At 73.0% G+C, this 14,852-nt stretch carries 16 protein-coding genes; 12 read left to right on the plus strand and 4 right to left on the minus strand.

Features of this window, described 5'->3' with window-relative positions:
* Positions 1-3: 3 nt before the first annotated feature.
* Positions 4-1,083, minus strand: coding sequence for an NAD(P)-binding domain-containing protein (locus AC6I72_RS27635; RefSeq protein WP_498003842.1), 1,080 nt, complete (start codon positions 1,081-1,083; stop codon positions 4-6).
* 58 nt (positions 1,084-1,141) lie between these two features.
* Here AC6I72_RS27635 and AC6I72_RS27640 point away from each other — a divergent pair, with 58 nt between their 5' ends.
* The 12 genes from AC6I72_RS27640 (at position 1,142) to AC6I72_RS27695 (ending at position 12,510) form a co-directional block, all read left to right on the plus strand.
* Complete coding sequence (locus AC6I72_RS27640) at positions 1,142-1,564, plus strand: secondary thiamine-phosphate synthase enzyme YjbQ (protein ID WP_498003843.1); 423 nt, start codon at positions 1,142-1,144, stop codon at positions 1,562-1,564.
* Positions 1,565-1,988: 424 nt separating this feature from the next.
* The gene (locus AC6I72_RS27645; protein ID WP_498003844.1) at positions 1,989-2,969 is read left to right on the plus strand and encodes a hydroxyacid dehydrogenase; all 981 of its coding nucleotides are present in this window, start codon (positions 1,989-1,991) and stop codon (positions 2,967-2,969) included.
* Entirely contained in the window at positions 2,966-3,211 is a 246-nt protein-coding gene (locus AC6I72_RS27650; RefSeq protein WP_498003845.1) for a hypothetical protein, read from the plus strand. The genes AC6I72_RS27645 and AC6I72_RS27650 overlap by 4 nt, the downstream gene beginning before the upstream one ends.
* A 316-nt stretch (positions 3,212-3,527) precedes the next feature.
* Entirely contained in the window at positions 3,528-4,064 is a 537-nt protein-coding gene (locus AC6I72_RS27655; RefSeq protein ID WP_366724093.1) for an RNA polymerase sigma factor, read from the plus strand.
* A gap of 246 nt (positions 4,065-4,310) precedes the next feature.
* Positions 4,311-4,955, plus strand: a complete 645-nt coding sequence (locus AC6I72_RS27660) for a hypothetical protein (protein ID WP_498003846.1) — start codon at positions 4,311-4,313, stop codon at positions 4,953-4,955.
* 514 nt (positions 4,956-5,469) lie between these two features.
* Positions 5,470-7,017, plus strand: coding sequence for an ABC1 kinase family protein (locus AC6I72_RS27665; RefSeq protein WP_498003847.1), 1,548 nt, complete (start codon positions 5,470-5,472; stop codon positions 7,015-7,017).
* Between the two features lie 214 nt (positions 7,018-7,231).
* Positions 7,232-8,134 carry an SAM-dependent methyltransferase gene (locus tag AC6I72_RS27670; RefSeq protein WP_498003848.1) on the plus strand — a complete coding sequence of 301 codons (903 nt, stop codon included), beginning with the start codon at positions 7,232-7,234 and terminating at the stop codon, positions 8,132-8,134.
* A 5-nt stretch (positions 8,135-8,139) separates the two neighbouring features.
* The gene (locus AC6I72_RS27675) at positions 8,140-8,607 is read left to right on the plus strand and encodes a hypothetical protein (protein ID WP_498003849.1); all 468 of its coding nucleotides are present in this window, start codon (positions 8,140-8,142) and stop codon (positions 8,605-8,607) included.
* Positions 8,604-9,656 (plus strand): phosphatidylglycerol lysyltransferase domain-containing protein, encoded by a 1,053-nt coding sequence (locus tag AC6I72_RS27680; RefSeq protein WP_498003850.1) that lies wholly within the window; start codon positions 8,604-8,606, stop codon positions 9,654-9,656. The genes AC6I72_RS27675 and AC6I72_RS27680 overlap by 4 nt, the downstream gene beginning before the upstream one ends.
* 57 nt (positions 9,657-9,713) lie before the next feature.
* On the plus strand, positions 9,714-10,694 hold the full coding sequence (locus tag AC6I72_RS27685; RefSeq protein WP_498003851.1) for a ferritin family protein: 981 nt from the start codon (positions 9,714-9,716) through the stop codon (positions 10,692-10,694).
* Between the two features lie 55 nt (positions 10,695-10,749).
* Complete coding sequence (locus tag AC6I72_RS27690) at positions 10,750-11,802, plus strand: fatty acid desaturase family protein (protein ID WP_498003852.1); 1,053 nt, start codon at positions 10,750-10,752, stop codon at positions 11,800-11,802.
* A gap of 66 nt (positions 11,803-11,868) precedes the next feature.
* The gene (locus AC6I72_RS27695; RefSeq protein ID WP_498003853.1) at positions 11,869-12,510 is read left to right on the plus strand and encodes a hypothetical protein; all 642 of its coding nucleotides are present in this window, start codon (positions 11,869-11,871) and stop codon (positions 12,508-12,510) included.
* A gap of 74 nt (positions 12,511-12,584) precedes the next feature.
* On the opposite strand, the gene AC6I72_RS27700 is transcribed toward AC6I72_RS27695, so the two are convergent.
* The 3 genes from AC6I72_RS27700 to AC6I72_RS27710 all read right to left on the minus strand — a co-directional run bounded on the left by AC6I72_RS27700 (position 12,585) and on the right by AC6I72_RS27710 (position 14,686).
* Positions 12,585-13,454, minus strand: coding sequence for an esterase/lipase family protein (locus AC6I72_RS27700; protein WP_498003854.1), 870 nt, complete (start codon positions 13,452-13,454; stop codon positions 12,585-12,587).
* Between the two features lie 91 nt (positions 13,455-13,545).
* Positions 13,546-14,208 carry a flavin reductase family protein gene (locus tag AC6I72_RS27705; protein ID WP_498003856.1) on the minus strand — a complete coding sequence of 221 codons (663 nt, stop codon included), beginning with the start codon at positions 14,206-14,208 and terminating at the stop codon, positions 13,546-13,548.
* Positions 14,201-14,686 (minus strand): SRPBCC family protein, encoded by a 486-nt coding sequence (locus tag AC6I72_RS27710; RefSeq protein WP_498003858.1) that lies wholly within the window; start codon positions 14,684-14,686, stop codon positions 14,201-14,203. Before AC6I72_RS27710 ends, AC6I72_RS27705 begins: the two co-directional genes overlap by 8 nt.
* Between the last annotated feature and the right edge of the window lie 166 nt (positions 14,687-14,852).

Here is a 14,852-nt window from a genome sequence, read left to right on the forward strand (position 1 = left end):
GACTCAGGCGGCGACGGCCGGTTCCCCGGCCAGCAGCCGCCGGATGTCCCGGACGGCCGCACGCCCGGCGCGGTTGGCGCCGACCGTGCTCGCCGAGGGACCGTAACCGACGAGGTGGACGCGGGGATCGGCCACGGCACGGGTGCCTTCGACGCGGATGCCGCCGCCCGGTTCCCTCAGCCGCAGCGGGGCGAGGTGGCCGAGCGCGGCGCGGAACCCCGTCGCCCACAGGATGACGTCGGCCGCCAGGCGCTGCCCGTCCCGCCACTCCACTCCGTCGGGGGTGATCCGGTCGAACATGGGCCGGCGGTCCAGGACCCCGTCGCGCAGCCCCTCCCGCACGGCGTCGTTCAGCGGAAGGCCCGTGACCGAGACGACGCTGCGGGGCGGCAGCCCCTGGCGGACCCGCTCCTCGACGAGCGCGACCGCGGCACGGCCCGCGTTCTCGTCGAAGGGCCCCTCACGGAAGACCGGCGGCCGTCTGGTCACCCACGTGGTGGCGGCGGCGTAGGGCGCGAGTTCGAGCAGGTGCTGGGTGCCGGACGCACCGCCGCCGACCACGATCACCCGCTGTCCGGCGAACTCCTGCGGACCCGCGTACTGCGCGGTGTGCAGCTGCCGTCCGCGGAAGGTCTCCTGCCCCGGGTACCGGGGCCAGAACGGCCGGTCCCAGGTGCCGGTCGCGTTGATCAGCGCGCGTGCCGCCCACACCCCGGCCGAGGTCTCCACGCGCAGACGCCCCCCGGCGCCCTCGCGCACGGCACGCACGTCGACGGGCCGCCGTACGCGGAGATCGAACGCGCGCTCGTACCGGGCGAAGTACTCGCCGATGACGTCCGAGGACGGCCGCGCGGGGTCCGCGTCCGTGAGTTCCATCCCGGGCAGCGCGTGCATCCCGTGCACCTTGCCGTACGTCAGCGACGGCCAGCGGAACTGCCAGGCGCCGCCGGGGCCGGGGGAGTGGTCGAGCACGACGAAGCCGCGATCCGGCTCGAACCCGGTGCGCCGCAGGTGATGGGCGGCGGCCAGGCCCGCCTGACCGGCGCCGATGACGACCACGTCGACCTCGTGTGTGCTGTTCACGCAGGGACCAACCGCGCCGCGGGCACGGATCTTCCCCGGGATCGAGGAGGATGGGTGCATGTCACATGCCTTCACCACCCGAGTGCTGAACGTCGCTTCCGGCTCACGGGAGAGGGTCGTCGACCTCACCCGTGACTGCGAGGCCTTCCTGCGGGAGGCCTCCGACGGCCGTGACGGCCTGCTGAACCTGTTCGTACCGCACGCCACCGCCGGCATCGCGATCATCGAGACGGGCGCGGGCAGCGACGACGACCTCCTGGCCGCCCTGCACACCCTGCTGCCCGCCGACGACCGCTGGCAGCACCGCCACGGCAGTCCCGGCCACGGCCGCGACCACGTCCTGCCCGCCCTCGTCCCCCCGCACGCCACCGTCCCGGTCATCGGCGGCCGGATGGAACTCGGCACCTGGCAGTCGGTGTGCCTGGTGGACACCAATGTCGACAATCCGAACCGCGAGGTACGGCTGAGCTTCCTGGGGTGAACCGCAGGACGATCGGGAGGACCAGGACGACCGGGAAGACCGGGAAGGTCACCGTTGGGCTCGCGGGGCGCCGGGACCGAGGGTCGAGGGGCGATCACCGCCGACGTGTCCGATCAGGATCGGAGTTCCCGCCGTACAGCCTCCTGGTGATCCCCGGTTCCCTGTTCACCGTCGCCCCCCTCGTCACCGCCTCCGTACTGCTGCAACGCCAGTGACGCAGCGGACTCGCCGCAGGGAGCACCCCGTGACCGACAGCACCGCCCGCTCCGGGCCCGCCCAACCGCCCGACACCGCTTCATCCGACGCCACCCCTGCGCCCACCCCCGGGCCAGCGGGCGCCGCCCCCGCGTCACCGAGGGCCGCCCCGGCGTCCGCTTCCGTCCCGCCCGCCGGGACCGTCAGACGTCCGAAGACGCTGCTCGTCATGGACGCCAGGTCGCGCGGAATGCAATTCCGCGAGGAGGAGATGACGCGGCTGCGGGCGGTGGCGGCGCTCGGTGAACCCGTGGTCGTGGACGAACTCGCCTCGCCCCGCACCCGGCGCCGGCTCGCCCGGACGGAGGTGCTGATCACCTCCTGGGGCTGCCCCCCGCTCGACGCACAGGTCCTGGACGCGGCCCCCCGGCTGCGTGCCGTCCTGCACGCGGCGGGCTCGGTACGCCCGCACGTCACGGACGCCGTCTTCGACCGGGGCATCCTGGTGACCACCGCCGCCGACGCCAACGCCGAACCGGTGGCCCACTTCACCCTCGCCGCCGTCCTGTGGGCCTTCAAGAAGGCTCCCTTCCTCGCGAACGACGCCCGGCGCTTCCGCGACGACTGGAGCTACGTCGAGCGCCGCGGCGAACTGACCGGTGCCGGCCGCACGGTGGTGGTCGTCGGCTTCTCCCGCATCGGCAGCCGCGTCGTACGGCTGCTGCGCGAACTGGACCTGGCACGGGTCCTCGTCGTCGACCCGGTGGCCGACCCCGCACACATCGTCGCGGCGGGCGGCGAACCCGCCGCCCTCGCCGAGGCACTGCCCCACGCCGACGTCCTCAGTCTGCACGCGCCCGCGCTGCCCGGGACCCGGCACATGATCGGCGCCGCCGAGCTGGCCGCCCTGCCCCAGGGCGCCGTCCTCGTCAACACGGCCCGCGGCAGCCTCGTCGACACGGCGGCCCTGGAGGCCGCCTGCCGCGCCGGCCTGCACGCCATCCTCGATGTCACCGACCCCGAACCGCTGCCGGCCGACTCGCCGTTGTACACCCTGCCGAACGTGATGCTGACCCCGCACATCGCGGGGTCCCTCGGCTCCGAGGCCCGCAGGATGAGCGCACTGGCCCTGACCGAGCTGGAACGCTACGCCGCCGGACTGCCCCCGCTCGCCCCGGTCACCCGGCAGAGCCTGGCGGTGCAGGCGTGAGCCGGCCGTACGAGCGCCCCGCCCCGCGCCCCGCCCCCGGTCTGGCGAACCAGTCCCCGCCCACCGGCTGGGAACGGCGGCACGGGACCGCCCTGGCCGACCACTGGCTCACCGCGCTCGACGCCCCCGGGAGGGGTGACCTGCCCCCTTCGGACATCCGGCCGGACGAGGGCGGTGGTCGCCTCGCGCGGATCCGGTGGACCGGCGGGGTGCTCGCCCGGATCACCGTTCCCCGGGACTGACGCCACCCCGCCCGATCCGGCGGCCGCCCCCCGGGACCCGCCCCTGCCGAAGAGCTCCCTGGAAACCGGTCACGCTTTACCCAGTGCTGGTACGTTTCCGCGCCTGCCGTTACGTTTCCGCTGGGCGGATTCATACTGCGCCGACTTCTTGGAACAGCGGCTCGTCCGGCCTCTTCGTCCATGGCACGCTAGCACGAAACGGAACCCGAGGTACCGCCTGTCCTGCCACCTTCACGCGGATGAGTGGACGTCCACCTCGCCCGTTTGCTGATGTTCCGGGAAGGACATTTTCCGGGGTGACGGGCGGAGGGATTTCGTGGACTGTTCTGAAGAGTTCAATCGTTCAAAAGAGTTCCAGCGGGAATTCTCCTGGGATGTCATTGCCGGCCACCGCGAACGCCTGATGCGGCTGGTGCGCCGCCGGCTTCCGAACGCCCAGGACGCGGAGGACTGCGTACAGGAGGCAATGCTCCGGGCTGCCGCGCACGGCAACCTGGACCGGGAGCGGATCGGGCCGTTTCTGACCTCGGTCGCCCTGCGCCTGTGTGTCGATCACTACCGTGAACAGGAACGACGTCATCGGCTGCTGCGGCGTGCGGCGGACGCGCGCGCCCCCGAGATGCCGGACGAAGGAGTGTGCGACCAGGACTTCGGGCGCTGGCTGCTCGGTCAGGTGCACCTGCTGCGCGGCCGCGAGCGCCAAGTCGTGCTGGCGCGCGCCCAGGGCATCTCCACGCTGGAATTCGCGCGCATGCACCAGATCTCGGTGAAGGCTGCGGAAGGTGCTTTCACCCGGGGGCGGGCCCGGCTGCGACTGGTGTGCGCCCGTGCGCTGGACGGTGCGATGGCCTGAACCGGAAAACGATCGCATGCGATCGGCGGTACGTTTCGTGAACGTAAAAGAAAAAACGTGAGCGGAATCCGCAGAAAAACTCCATCTTATTCATTTCCGGATTTCAGGGTTCCCGGTTTCCTGGATTCCTGTATCTTCGAATTCCCTGGAACCCAGGGATCGAATTGCCGCACTCCGTGCACGCCACCTCCGGACTCCGTGGGGCGACTCCCCGGATCCCGACAGGCTCATGAAAGGGAAGTGACCGTGGGGAAGAACAACACGCAGGACACCATCAAGGACCTGATCGGCGACATCGCCGACAGCACGAAGAAGGCCTTCGACGAGATGCTCGACCGGAAGGACGACGACCGCGGCGGCCTGGACTGGTTCGGGCCGGTCAACCCGTACCAGGCACTCACCGGCCTGCCCGGCGACGTACTCCGGACGGTCAGCGCGCTGTCCGCCCTCGGCGGGGTCGCCAACCCCGTCGCCGCGCTGGCCAACGCCGCCAACGCGGCGGCCGGAGCGGGCAGTCCGCTCGGCGCGCTGACCGGCGCCGCGGGCAACCCCCTGGCGGCGCTCACCGGCGCGGGCGCGAATCCGCTCGCGGCGCTGACCGGCGCGGCCGGCGCGGTCAACCCCCTGGGCGCGCTCGCGGGCGGAGCCAACCCCCTGGGCGCCCTCACCGGTGGCGGCAACCCCCTCGGTGCCCTGGGCCAGGTCGCGGGCGGCGCCGCCTCGGCGGTGTCGGGTGCGGCGGGCATGGCCGAGGGACTGGCCGCGCTGCCCGGCCAGCTCGCCCAGCTCACCGAACTCGTGGCCAACCTCGCGAGCGTCCTGGAGAGCGTCCAGAAGGTCGCGGGGCCGCTCGCCGGCGCGAGCACCCCGGCCGCCCGCAAAGCCACCTGAGCCCTCTGCGGCTCCCGGCGGCCGGGCCGGCTTCCTGCTCCCGGCCGCCGGGCTCACCGGGCGAAGGCTCGCTTTCGCCCGGTGGCCGCCTCGCGGCGCCGACGAGCACCGTGCCGGACCGAGGCGTCCGCCTCGCGGGACCGGCGTGGTCCCTCCGGACGCTCCGGCGTCCGTCCCGGGGCTCCGTGCCCGCACCCGCAGACCACGGTGTCCGCCCGGGAACTCCGCACCTCTCGCCCGGAGACCCACCGAGGTGCCGGGGACGTCGGGGTGCCTCCGACCGGCAACTCCCTACGTCGGTGAGCCACCTCGGTTCCCCGGCCCGGCAACTCCCCGCGGCGACAGGAAACCTCGATCCCTCGGACAGGCAACTCCCCGCGGCTGTGCGGCACCTCCGTGCCACAGCCAGGCAACTCGCGGCGGCCGTACGGCCCCTCGGTGCGCCTTCGCCCGGAGAACCCGGGCCTCCGTCGGGAACCCCCGACATCCGTCAGACATCAGGAGGATGTGGCACATGAGTGCCCCGCTCGGCAGCCGGCTCCGGCTGGTGGTGAAGGTGCTGGGAAGCCTCGTCACCGACGAGGTCGGCCAGATGGCCCGGGCCAGACGGCAGTTCGGGCGGGACTCGCCGCCGTCGGCCGAGACCGCCGCCGGGGAGGGCAGCCGCCGCGCGCGAGCGGTCCGTCAGGCACTGGAGAGCCTCGGCCCCTTCTACGTCAAGCTCGGACAGATCCTGTCCACCCGTCCCGACATGGTGCCCCCCGCCATGATCGCCGAGCTGCAGAACCTCCACGACCAGGTCGACGTCCAGCCGTTCTCCGTCTTCGAACCGGTCCTCGAAGCGGAGCTGGGCCCGGACTGGAAACTCTGCTTCGACGACATCGACACCACCCGCCCGCTCGGCGCCGCCTCGCTGGCCCAGGTGTACCGGGTGGAACTGCCCGGCGGCCGCCCGGCCGTCGTCAAGGTGCAGCGCCCCGGCATCCGCGACACCGTACGCACCGACATGGCGCTGATGCGCAAGGCGTCCCGGATCCTGGCACGCACCGCGCCCCGCTTCAACGAGGTCATCGACGTGGAGGCGATGCTCGACTCCATCTTCGACGCCATGGAGCCCGAACTGGACTTCACCGGCGAGGCGCGCAACATGGACGAGGCGCGCGAGAACATCCGCCGCTACCCGACCCTGGAGGTGCCCCGGGTCGTCCACGCCACCCCCAAGGTGCTGGTGCAGTCGCTCGCGGCGGGGACCTCCGTCCGCCACGTCGACCGGCGCGCGTTCAGCGACCGGGAACGCATGGACATGGGCAAGGACCTGCTGCGGTTCATGTACCGCGGCTACTTCGTCGACCGCATGTTCCACGCCGACCCGCACGCGGGCAACGTGTTCGCGCGGCCGGGCGGTCCGGCCACCCTCATCGACTGGGGCATGGTCGGCCGGCTCGACCGGCGCACCAGCCTGCGCCTGCTGCCGCTGCTGATGTCCATCGCCCAGAACGACGGCCACGGACTGGCCTGGGCGTGGGCCGACATGGGCCGTGTCACGGCCTGGTCCAACCTGCCGGCGTTCGCCTCCGACATGGCCGCCCTGGTGCCCAAGGTGGCCACGGCCTCGCTGGAGGACATCAACTTCGGGGTGTCCCTGACCACCGTGCTGGAGAAGGCCACACGGCGCGGCATCGGCTCGGCGCCGGCCATCTCCCTGCTGGGCAAGTCCTTCGCCAACCTGGAGGGTTCGGTGCGCTGCCTGGCGCCGGACATCGCGCTCGCCGAGGTCTTCAAGTCCGAGGTGCGCGGCATCATCGTCTCCCTGCTGCGCGAGTACTTCTCGCTCGACCAGGTCGCCCGCAACACCATGGACCTGCTCACCGCCGTGACCTCGGGCCCCGAGCAGTGGCGCGGAGTGCTCGCGGACGCCGCCAACCGCCGCTTCGCCCTCCAGGTCAACGAGCCGTACACCCCCGCCTCCCTGGGCGGGCAGCGCTCCTGGTCGCCCTCGCGCGGCCTGATGGCCCTGGGCGCCGCGGCCCTCCTGCTCGACCGCCGACGGACACCGCGCTGAACCCGCCCCCGCCCGTCCGCGCGCCGCCCGCACCGCAGCCACCCCCGGCGCCGGCCCGGCACCGGCCCCGCGCGGCCCACCAGGGCACCGGCCGCCCCGGGCACCCACCGAGCCGCCGGGCTGCCCGGCCACCAGCTCACCCCTTACCGACCCCCGCCCTCCCACCTGGCACGACCCGCTCGTGTGCGCACCCTGAGACGAAGGATCCCGACCGATGCCCATGCTGCTGCCGCAGGACGACACCCACCCCGGTTCCGCCGACGGGACCGACCCCGTGTCGGCCGCCCTGGACGGCGTCTCCGGAACGGCCCTGTGGACCGTACGGATGCGGGCCCAGGAGTCGGCCCGCGCCGACGCCCTCTTCGACGACCCGCTGGCCGCCGAGTTCCTCGCCCGCGCCCGTGAGGCGGGCACCCCGCCCGGCAGCGGCCTGCTCCAGCAGGTACTGCCGGACTGGCTGGCCGTACGCACCCGCTTCTTCGACGACCACCTCATCGCCGCCACCCGTTCCGGCTGCCCGCAGGTGGTCCTGCTGGGCGCCGGGCTCGACACCCGGGCCCACCGGCTCGACTGGCCCGACGGAGTCCACCTCTTCGAGGTCGACCTGCCGGCCGTGCACGCCTTCAAGGAACGCATCGTCTCCGGTCACCCGGCGGCCGTCGCCCGCCGCGTCCCGGTCGCCGCCGACCTCCTCGCCGACTGGTCCGGCGCGCTGACGGCCGCCGGGTTCGACCCCGGCCGGCCCACGGCCTGGCTGTGCGAGGGGCTCCTGTTCTACCTGGCCCCCGAGGCCGTGGACCGCCTCGTCGCCACCGTCGGGGAACTGTCCGCGCCCGGCAGCACGCTCGGCGCGGAGTGCCTCAACGCCGACGCGGCCGACTCGCCCTTCGTCCGGCCCTGGCTGGAGGCCCTGTCCGGCTCGGGCACCCCGTGGGTGTGGCACCTGGCGGACGCCGAACACTGGTGGGGCGAACGTGGCTGGGACGCCCGTACGGCCGACCTGCTCGCCCTGCCGTACGCCGTCGAACGCTTCGCTCCGCACCTGGCCGCCCACCCCGGTCTGGAGAAGCAGAGCATGGTCCTGGTCACCGCGACCCGGCCCGCCGGGGGGCGGTGAGCGCGATGGACGGCCACAACCTCTGCCAGACCCCGACCACCTACCGGCTGCTGCGCCTGGAGTACCTGCTCGGACTGCTCGTCGCCGCCGGGTTCTTCCTCGCCCACCTCGCCGAGATCCGCTGGTGGGTCGCCGCCGTGCTCTTCCTCTACGTCGACCTGATCGGCTACCTCCCCGGCGCCGTCGCCTACCACCGCAGCCCCGACCGGCGGATCTCCCGGGTCTACTACGTCCTGTACAACACCATGCACAGCCTCAGCGTGCAGGGCGCGGTCCTCGGCGCCTGGGTGCTGGTGCACGGCTGGGAATGGGCGCTGCTCGTCCTGCCGATCCACCTGTTCGGCGACCGCGCCCTGTTCGGCAACTTCGTCAAGTCGTTCACCGTGTCCTTCGAACCCCGCCCGCACCCCTCGGTCCAGTCCGCGCTGCACGACTTCGCGTCCGTGCCCTGGCACCAGGCGGCCGCCCGATGAGCACCCGGCAGGCGCGGCAGCCCGCACCGCCGCCGCAGCAGCCGGAGGCCCCCGACGACGACGAGGCCTACGCCATCCTGCGCCGCCACGCCGGCCACAGCAGCGCCTTCCTCGCCCTGAACGCGGGCAACCGCCGTTTCCGCACCTCCGGCGTCGACGGCTTCGTCCCCTACCGGGAGGGCGGCCGGCGGCACCTGTTCCCGCTCGGCGGACCGATCTGCGCCGCCGGGGACCGGGACCGGCTGCTCACCGCGCTGCTGGAACGGGCCAGAAGCGAGGGGCGGCGGGTCACCGCGGTCCAACTGCCGCGCCCGGCAGCCGAACTGCACGCCCGGCACGGCTTCACCGTCAACCAGTTCGGCGCCTCCTTCAGCATCCACCTCGACGGCTACGGCCTCGGCGGGCAGCGCATGGTCAAGGTGCGCAACATGGTCAACCGGGCCCGCCGCGAAGGCGTGACCGTCACCGAGGTGACCGCCGGGGAACGGGCCGCCCCGCAGGTCCGTGCCGACCTCGACGCCGTCGACCGGGCCTGGCTGCGCGACAAGGGCCGCCATGTGAAGGAGCTGGACTTCCTGATCGGTGAGCGCGGCGGGCCCGGCGCACCGCACCGGCGGCTGTTCACCGCCCGGCACGCCGGACGGACGGTCGCCTACGTGTCGTACTCGCCCGTCTTCGGCGACCGCTCCGGCTGGCTCTACGACCTGACCCGGCGGCTGCCCGACGCCCCGCCCGGCACCGTCGAGATGGTCTTCGCCACCGCGCTGCGCCGCTTCCAGGACGAGGACTGCGCCTGGCTCCACCTCGGCTTCACCCCGTTCGTCCAGCTCCGGCCGGACGCATGCGCCTTCGGGCCCACCAGCGGTGCCCTGCGGCGCTGTCTGGAACTCCTGGCCGCCAAGGGGCAGGCGATCTACCCGGCGGCCACCCAGGAGTCGTTCAAGCTCAAGTGGCGTCCGCAGCTGATCGAACCCGAGTACCTGGCCTTCCAGGGCGGGGTCACCCCCGGCGCCGTGTGGCGGCTGATGCGGCTGACCAAGGCCGTCTGAGCCCGCCCTCCCTCCCTCGCGCACCGACGCGCACACACCCTGAGCTGAAAGGCAGAGATGACCACAACCGTCGCCCACGGCCCGGCCCGCCCCACCGCGATCCCCGCGGAGGCCGACCGGAACCGCGCCCCGAGCCTCCTCGACGGCGCGCTGCACGCCGACCTGACACCGGAGGGCTGCGACCTCGGCTACTGGTTCCGCGCCGTCCCCGAAGGCACCCTCGCCGGCGACCCCATGGGCCGCACCCCGGACGTCACGGTCCCGGAGCACATGCTGTGCGAAGGACCGCTGCGGCAGGCCGTGATGCAGGAGCTGGCCTTCCGTTCCATGGCCGAGGAGAAGGCGGCCCGCGCCATCTCCTACCTGGTCGCGCACGCCCCCGACCTCAGCGGCATGGACTTCTACACCACCCAGCTGATGGACGAGGCCCGCCACGCCTACGCCTTCCGCGGCCACCTCCTGGAACTCGGCGTCGAGACGGCCGGCCTGGAAGCCACCATGGAGGACCTCGCAGGGGCCGACCGGGACGCGGTCCTCGCCCCGCTCGAGGAGTTCGGCCTCGAGGTCCTGCGCGACCAGCGGGACTACGTCGGCGGGGTCGTCACCCTGACCGTCCTGGTCGAGGGCGTCCTCGCGCCCACCGCGGAACTCAGCGAACGCAAGTGGCGCCCCTTCGATCCCGCCGCCGCCGAGATCGAACGGGCCGCCGGCATCGACGAGATCCGCCACCTGTCGGTGGGCACCACCATCGTCCGGCGCCACCTGGAACAGCACCCCGAGGACCGCAAGCGCATCGGCGACCTCATCGCCCGCGGTGTCGAACTGTGGTCCCGGCTGCCCGTGCGCGAACTGACCCTGCGACGCGAACAGCTCTTCCAGCAGGGCCTCGAACAGCACCGGGACATCGCCGGCGACTACGAGGTGTGGCCGGGCCGCCGGCTCGCCGACACCACCGCCGAGGAACGGATGGCGACCGCCGCCGAATGGGCCGGGAACACCCAGCGGGCGCGCCTGGCCGACATGGGGCTCGCGCCGTGAGGCGGCCTCCCCACCCCGTACGAAACCGAGAACGAAAGGGCTGGTGGCACCCCCGATGACCGACATCCCGGCAGTCGACTCCGCACCCCGTGACCCGGGCGCGGCGGAGGAGGACTTCCGCGAACTGACCCGGCGCGTCACGGCAGCCGGACTGATGCGGCCCCGCAAGGGGCAGTACGCGGCCGCCATCGTCACCGTGTGGCTGATGAACGCCGTCGGCTGGGCGGCGCTCGCGCTGAGCGACGGCATCTGGTGGCAGATCGTGCCGGCGGCGGTCTGGCTGGCGGTCTGGCACGAACAGCTCGCCTTCCTGCTGCACGACGCGGGCCACCGGCAGATCAGCCGCTCCCAGAAGACCATCCGCGCCCTCGGCCTGATCCACGGCAACCTCATGCTCGGGGTGTGCTTCGGCTGGTGGGTGCAGCACCACAACCGGCACCACAACCACCCCAACCACCTGGAGCTGGACCCCGACATCCTGCGCCGGGTCGCGGTCTTCGCGCCCGAACAGGCCCGGCAGCGCACCGGGTTCGCCCGTTTCCTCGCCGCCAACCAGCGTTACCTCTTCTTCCCGCTGCTCGGCCTGGAGTCGGTCGTGCTGCGCATCGCCGGGGTCATCGCCCTGCGCCGGCGCGCCGTGCGCAAACCCTGGCTGGAGGGCGGCCTGATGGCCCTGCACGCGGTGCTGTTCTTCGGTGCGCTGTTCTGGCTGCTGCCCTGGCCGAGCGCCCTGCTGTTCCTCGCCGTGCACCAGGTGCTGCTCGGCTACCTGCTCGGCCTCGCCTTCGCCGTCAACCACAAGGGGCTGCCCACCCGGACCGGCGGGGAGTGGAGCTGGCTGGAGCGCCAGGTGCTCACCTCCCGCACCCTGCCCACCAGCCGGGTCGGCGACTTTTTCTACGGCGGCCTCAACTACCAGATCGAGCACCACCTGTTCCCGGGCATGCCGCGCTCCGCCCTGCGGCACGCCTACCCCCTCGTGAAGGGGTTCTGCGCCGAGCGCGGCATCGCCTACACCGAGACCGGCGTCCTGGAGTCCTACCGGGACCTCGCGCGCCACCTGGGTTCCGCGAGCGAGGTCCTGCGCTCCGGCACCGTCACCGCCTGACCCCCCGCGGGTCCTCGCACCCGCGTACGTCCCCGAAGCCCTCACGGACACGGAAGGAACCGTCGTATGAAGACCAGCCGGACCACCGCCACCCCACCCCGCTCGCGCCGGCCCCGGCTGCGCAGGGCGCTGCTGCCCGCCGCCCTGCTCGCAGGTCTCGGCCTGACCGCCCCGGCCGCCGTCGCCGCACCGGCTGCCACCCCGGCCGCCCCCGCCACCGCCCGGGCCGCGGCGGCGGACCCGGGGCCCGTACCCGACCTGGTCTGCCGCCTCGACGCCGAGGTGAACTTCAGCCCGCCGCTCGGCGTGCTCACCCGGCAGTCGCAGGTGACCGGCCACATCGGCTACCGCGACTGCCGCTCGCCGGACGGTGCGGCCCCGGAGCTGACCGACATCGTCTTCCATGTCGTCGGCACGGGCCGGTTCGGCGCCCTGCCGGTGCCGACGTTCTCGGTGGAGGGCACCGGCCAGGGCACCTGGAACACCGGGGAGTACGGCTCGCTGTACTTCAACGGTGAGCTGAAGAAGGGCAGTCCCGTGCCCGACCGCACCGTGACCAGCGGCCCGCTCGCCGGTGACGGGATCAACGGCCTCCAGATCCCCGTGCCGCGCTTCGACAAGATCGACCCGAACGGGGTCGCCGGATTCGACGTCGTCGGCCAGGTCTGCTTCTGGAACGGCGAGAAGGGCAGGTGCACCGCGTACTGAGCACGGCCGGGAACACGACGGTGGGGTGAGGCCCGAGGGCCTCACCCCACTTCGTCGTGCGCCGGGCCGGCCGCTCAGCCGTCCAGGGCCCGGAGCATCTCGCGCAGCACGACGGGGTCGTACGGCATCGCCATGTGCGTGGCCCGGTTGTCCGGGGCGAGTTCCTGCAGGCACAGGTTGGTGACCTCGTGCCCCGGCTCACTGGGGGTGAGCCGCTGCGAGGTGGGCGGCTGGACCACCTCGTCCCGCGTGGACCAGATCACGGTGTACCGCACGCCGGCGACGGTGTCGCCCGTCGACGTCAGCTCGCGGACGAACTCCGAGTCGTGCAGCAGCTGCACGAACGCCGGACTCACCCGGAAGAGCAGTTCCTCCTCGACGATGTCCCGCACCCCGACCGCCTGGCGGACCAGCGCCGTCAGCCCCTCCACGGTCACGCCGTGGCTGCTGGGCGCGATGCCGACGAACCGGCGCACCTTGCCGGCGCCGCCGAGGAACTTCAGGTAGTAGTGCGGGATCATCCCGCCCTGCGAGTGCCCGACGAGGTCGACCTGGGCCGCGCCGGTGTCGGCGAGCACCCGGTCGACGAACTCGGCCAGTTCCCGGGTGGAGAGCCGGATGTCGGCGAGGCCGTACAGCCGTGGCAGGGTCGGCATCTCCCCGTAGTTCAGCCGGAAGACCCGGTGCCCGGCGGCCTTGAGCACCGGCACCGCCTCCCGCCACACGTACTGGCGGTCGCCCAGGGTGCCGTGCACGAGGACGACGGGGTACGGGCGCTGGGCGTCCGGGGGCCGGCCCCAGTCGTCCGCGGTGGCCTCGGCGTCGAGAGCGGCGGCGACCCGGTGGCTCGCCGCCGTGGTGTTGCCGGCGAGCCGCTCGGGCGTGCGGGTGAGTTCGGTCCGCGCGTCGTCGGCGTTCACTCCGGGGATGGGGGGCAGGGACATACGGCCTCCTTGGACGGTCATGTCGGTGAGCGGATACGCGGACGCCCGGCCGGTGGAGCTGATGGCCGGGCGTCCTTGAGGAGGAGAACGGTCAACTTCCCCCGCCCTGGGACGGGAGAGAAGCGGTTTCGGCCTGAGAAGGAGCAGGAGCGGGTGCGGCCTGAGAAGGAGAAGAGGCGGGCGCGGTCCGGGGTGGCAGGGGGGTGAGGGCGTGGAAGGTACGGTCGTGCCACACCAGCGGCCTGCCGGCGCCGGCCTCGACGGCCCGTACCCGGCCGACGACCGCGTCGTGGTCGCCGTAGCGGCGTACGTCCTCCACGACACACACCGACCAGGCGAGCGCCTCGGACACCACCGGCACGCCCAGCACCTGCCGGACCGGGACGCCGGCGAACCGGGCGGCGGGGGACAGGGCCGGGTCGGCGAAGCGCTCGGCGACGCCGCGCTGCCGCTCGGTGAGGAAGCTGACGGCGAACGCGCCGCGCTCCCGTACGGCGGTCAGCGTCTGCGAACCGCCGCGCAGACAGGCGAGCAGCAGCGGAGGCCGGGCCGACACGGAGGTCAGGGCCGAGACGGTCATCCCGGCCGGCCGGCCGGCGGCGTCGAGCGCGGTGACCACCGTGACCCCGGCCGCCAGCCTGGTGTAGAGGGCGAGGCAGCGGACGGCGTCGGGACCGGGTTCGTCGCGCAGCGTGTCCCAGCCCGCGGCGGGCGGTGCTCCCGGTCTGAGCGGGGCGAGGGCGAGATCAGCCACTGACGGGCGCCGCCGTCCGGGGCAGCGGGAGGGCCGGCGCCGCGGTGACGGAGCCGAGCAGTCCGCCCAGGATCAGTTCGATGTTGGTGCGCAGTGTGGACTCCGCCACCGGGTCCAGCATGTCGGCCAGGGTCGGGATGCCCAGATCGAACACGGCGTCGAAGGTCACGACGGTGCCGGACCCGGTCGGCGCGCACCGCCAGGTCCCCTCGAACACCTCGAAGTCGCCGCGCAGCTGGGTGAAGCCGAGTGTCAGGCGCTCCGGATGGAACGAGTCACGTTCCGACCACCGCATCAGGCCGTTGCGGAACCGGACGGTCCAGTCCGACACCACCGAGCCGTCGGCGCCGGGCGGATGCACCACCACCTCGCGTACGGTCTCGGTGACGTCCGGATAGCGGCGGAAGTCCCGGATGCGTTCGTAGGCTGCTTCCGGGCTCACGTCCTGGGCGTTCATCTGTACGGTCACGCGACGCATGGCAATACCTTTCGTGGTCGTGGTCGTGGTCGTGGTCGTGGTCGTGGTCGTGGTCGTGGTCGTGGTGGTCGGTGGTCGGCCTCGGCAGCCCCGTGGTGCGCAGGGGCCTTCGAGGAGAGAGGGGAGAGCGGTCCGGGGAGGCAAGAGGCGAAGGGGGACGGGAGGA

This window comes from Streptomyces sp. Xyl84 (assembly GCF_059731885.1).

Coding starts and splice junctions, on each gene's coding strand:
- AC6I72_RS27680 (WP_498003850.1), top strand. CDS start 8,604: ATGAGCACCCGGCAGGCGCGGCAGCCCGCACCGCCGCCGCAGCAGCCG.
- AC6I72_RS27690 (WP_498003852.1), top strand. CDS start 10,750: ATGACCGACATCCCGGCAGTCGACTCCGCACCCCGTGACCCGGGCGCG.
- AC6I72_RS27700 (WP_498003854.1), bottom strand. CDS start 13,454: ATGTCCCTGCCCCCCATCCCCGGAGTGAACGCCGACGACGCGCGGACC.
- AC6I72_RS27695 (WP_498003853.1), top strand. CDS start 11,869: ATGAAGACCAGCCGGACCACCGCCACCCCACCCCGCTCGCGCCGGCCC.
- AC6I72_RS27645 (WP_498003844.1), top strand. CDS start 1,989: ATGGACGCCAGGTCGCGCGGAATGCAATTCCGCGAGGAGGAGATGACG.
- AC6I72_RS27670 (WP_498003848.1), top strand. CDS start 7,232: ATGCCCATGCTGCTGCCGCAGGACGACACCCACCCCGGTTCCGCCGAC.
- AC6I72_RS27640 (WP_498003843.1), top strand. CDS start 1,142: ATGTCACATGCCTTCACCACCCGAGTGCTGAACGTCGCTTCCGGCTCA.
- AC6I72_RS27675 (WP_498003849.1), top strand. CDS start 8,140: ATGGACGGCCACAACCTCTGCCAGACCCCGACCACCTACCGGCTGCTG.
- AC6I72_RS27685 (WP_498003851.1), top strand. CDS start 9,714: ATGACCACAACCGTCGCCCACGGCCCGGCCCGCCCCACCGCGATCCCC.
- AC6I72_RS27665 (WP_498003847.1), top strand. CDS start 5,470: ATGAGTGCCCCGCTCGGCAGCCGGCTCCGGCTGGTGGTGAAGGTGCTG.
- AC6I72_RS27710 (WP_498003858.1), bottom strand. CDS start 14,686: ATGCGTCGCGTGACCGTACAGATGAACGCCCAGGACGTGAGCCCGGAA.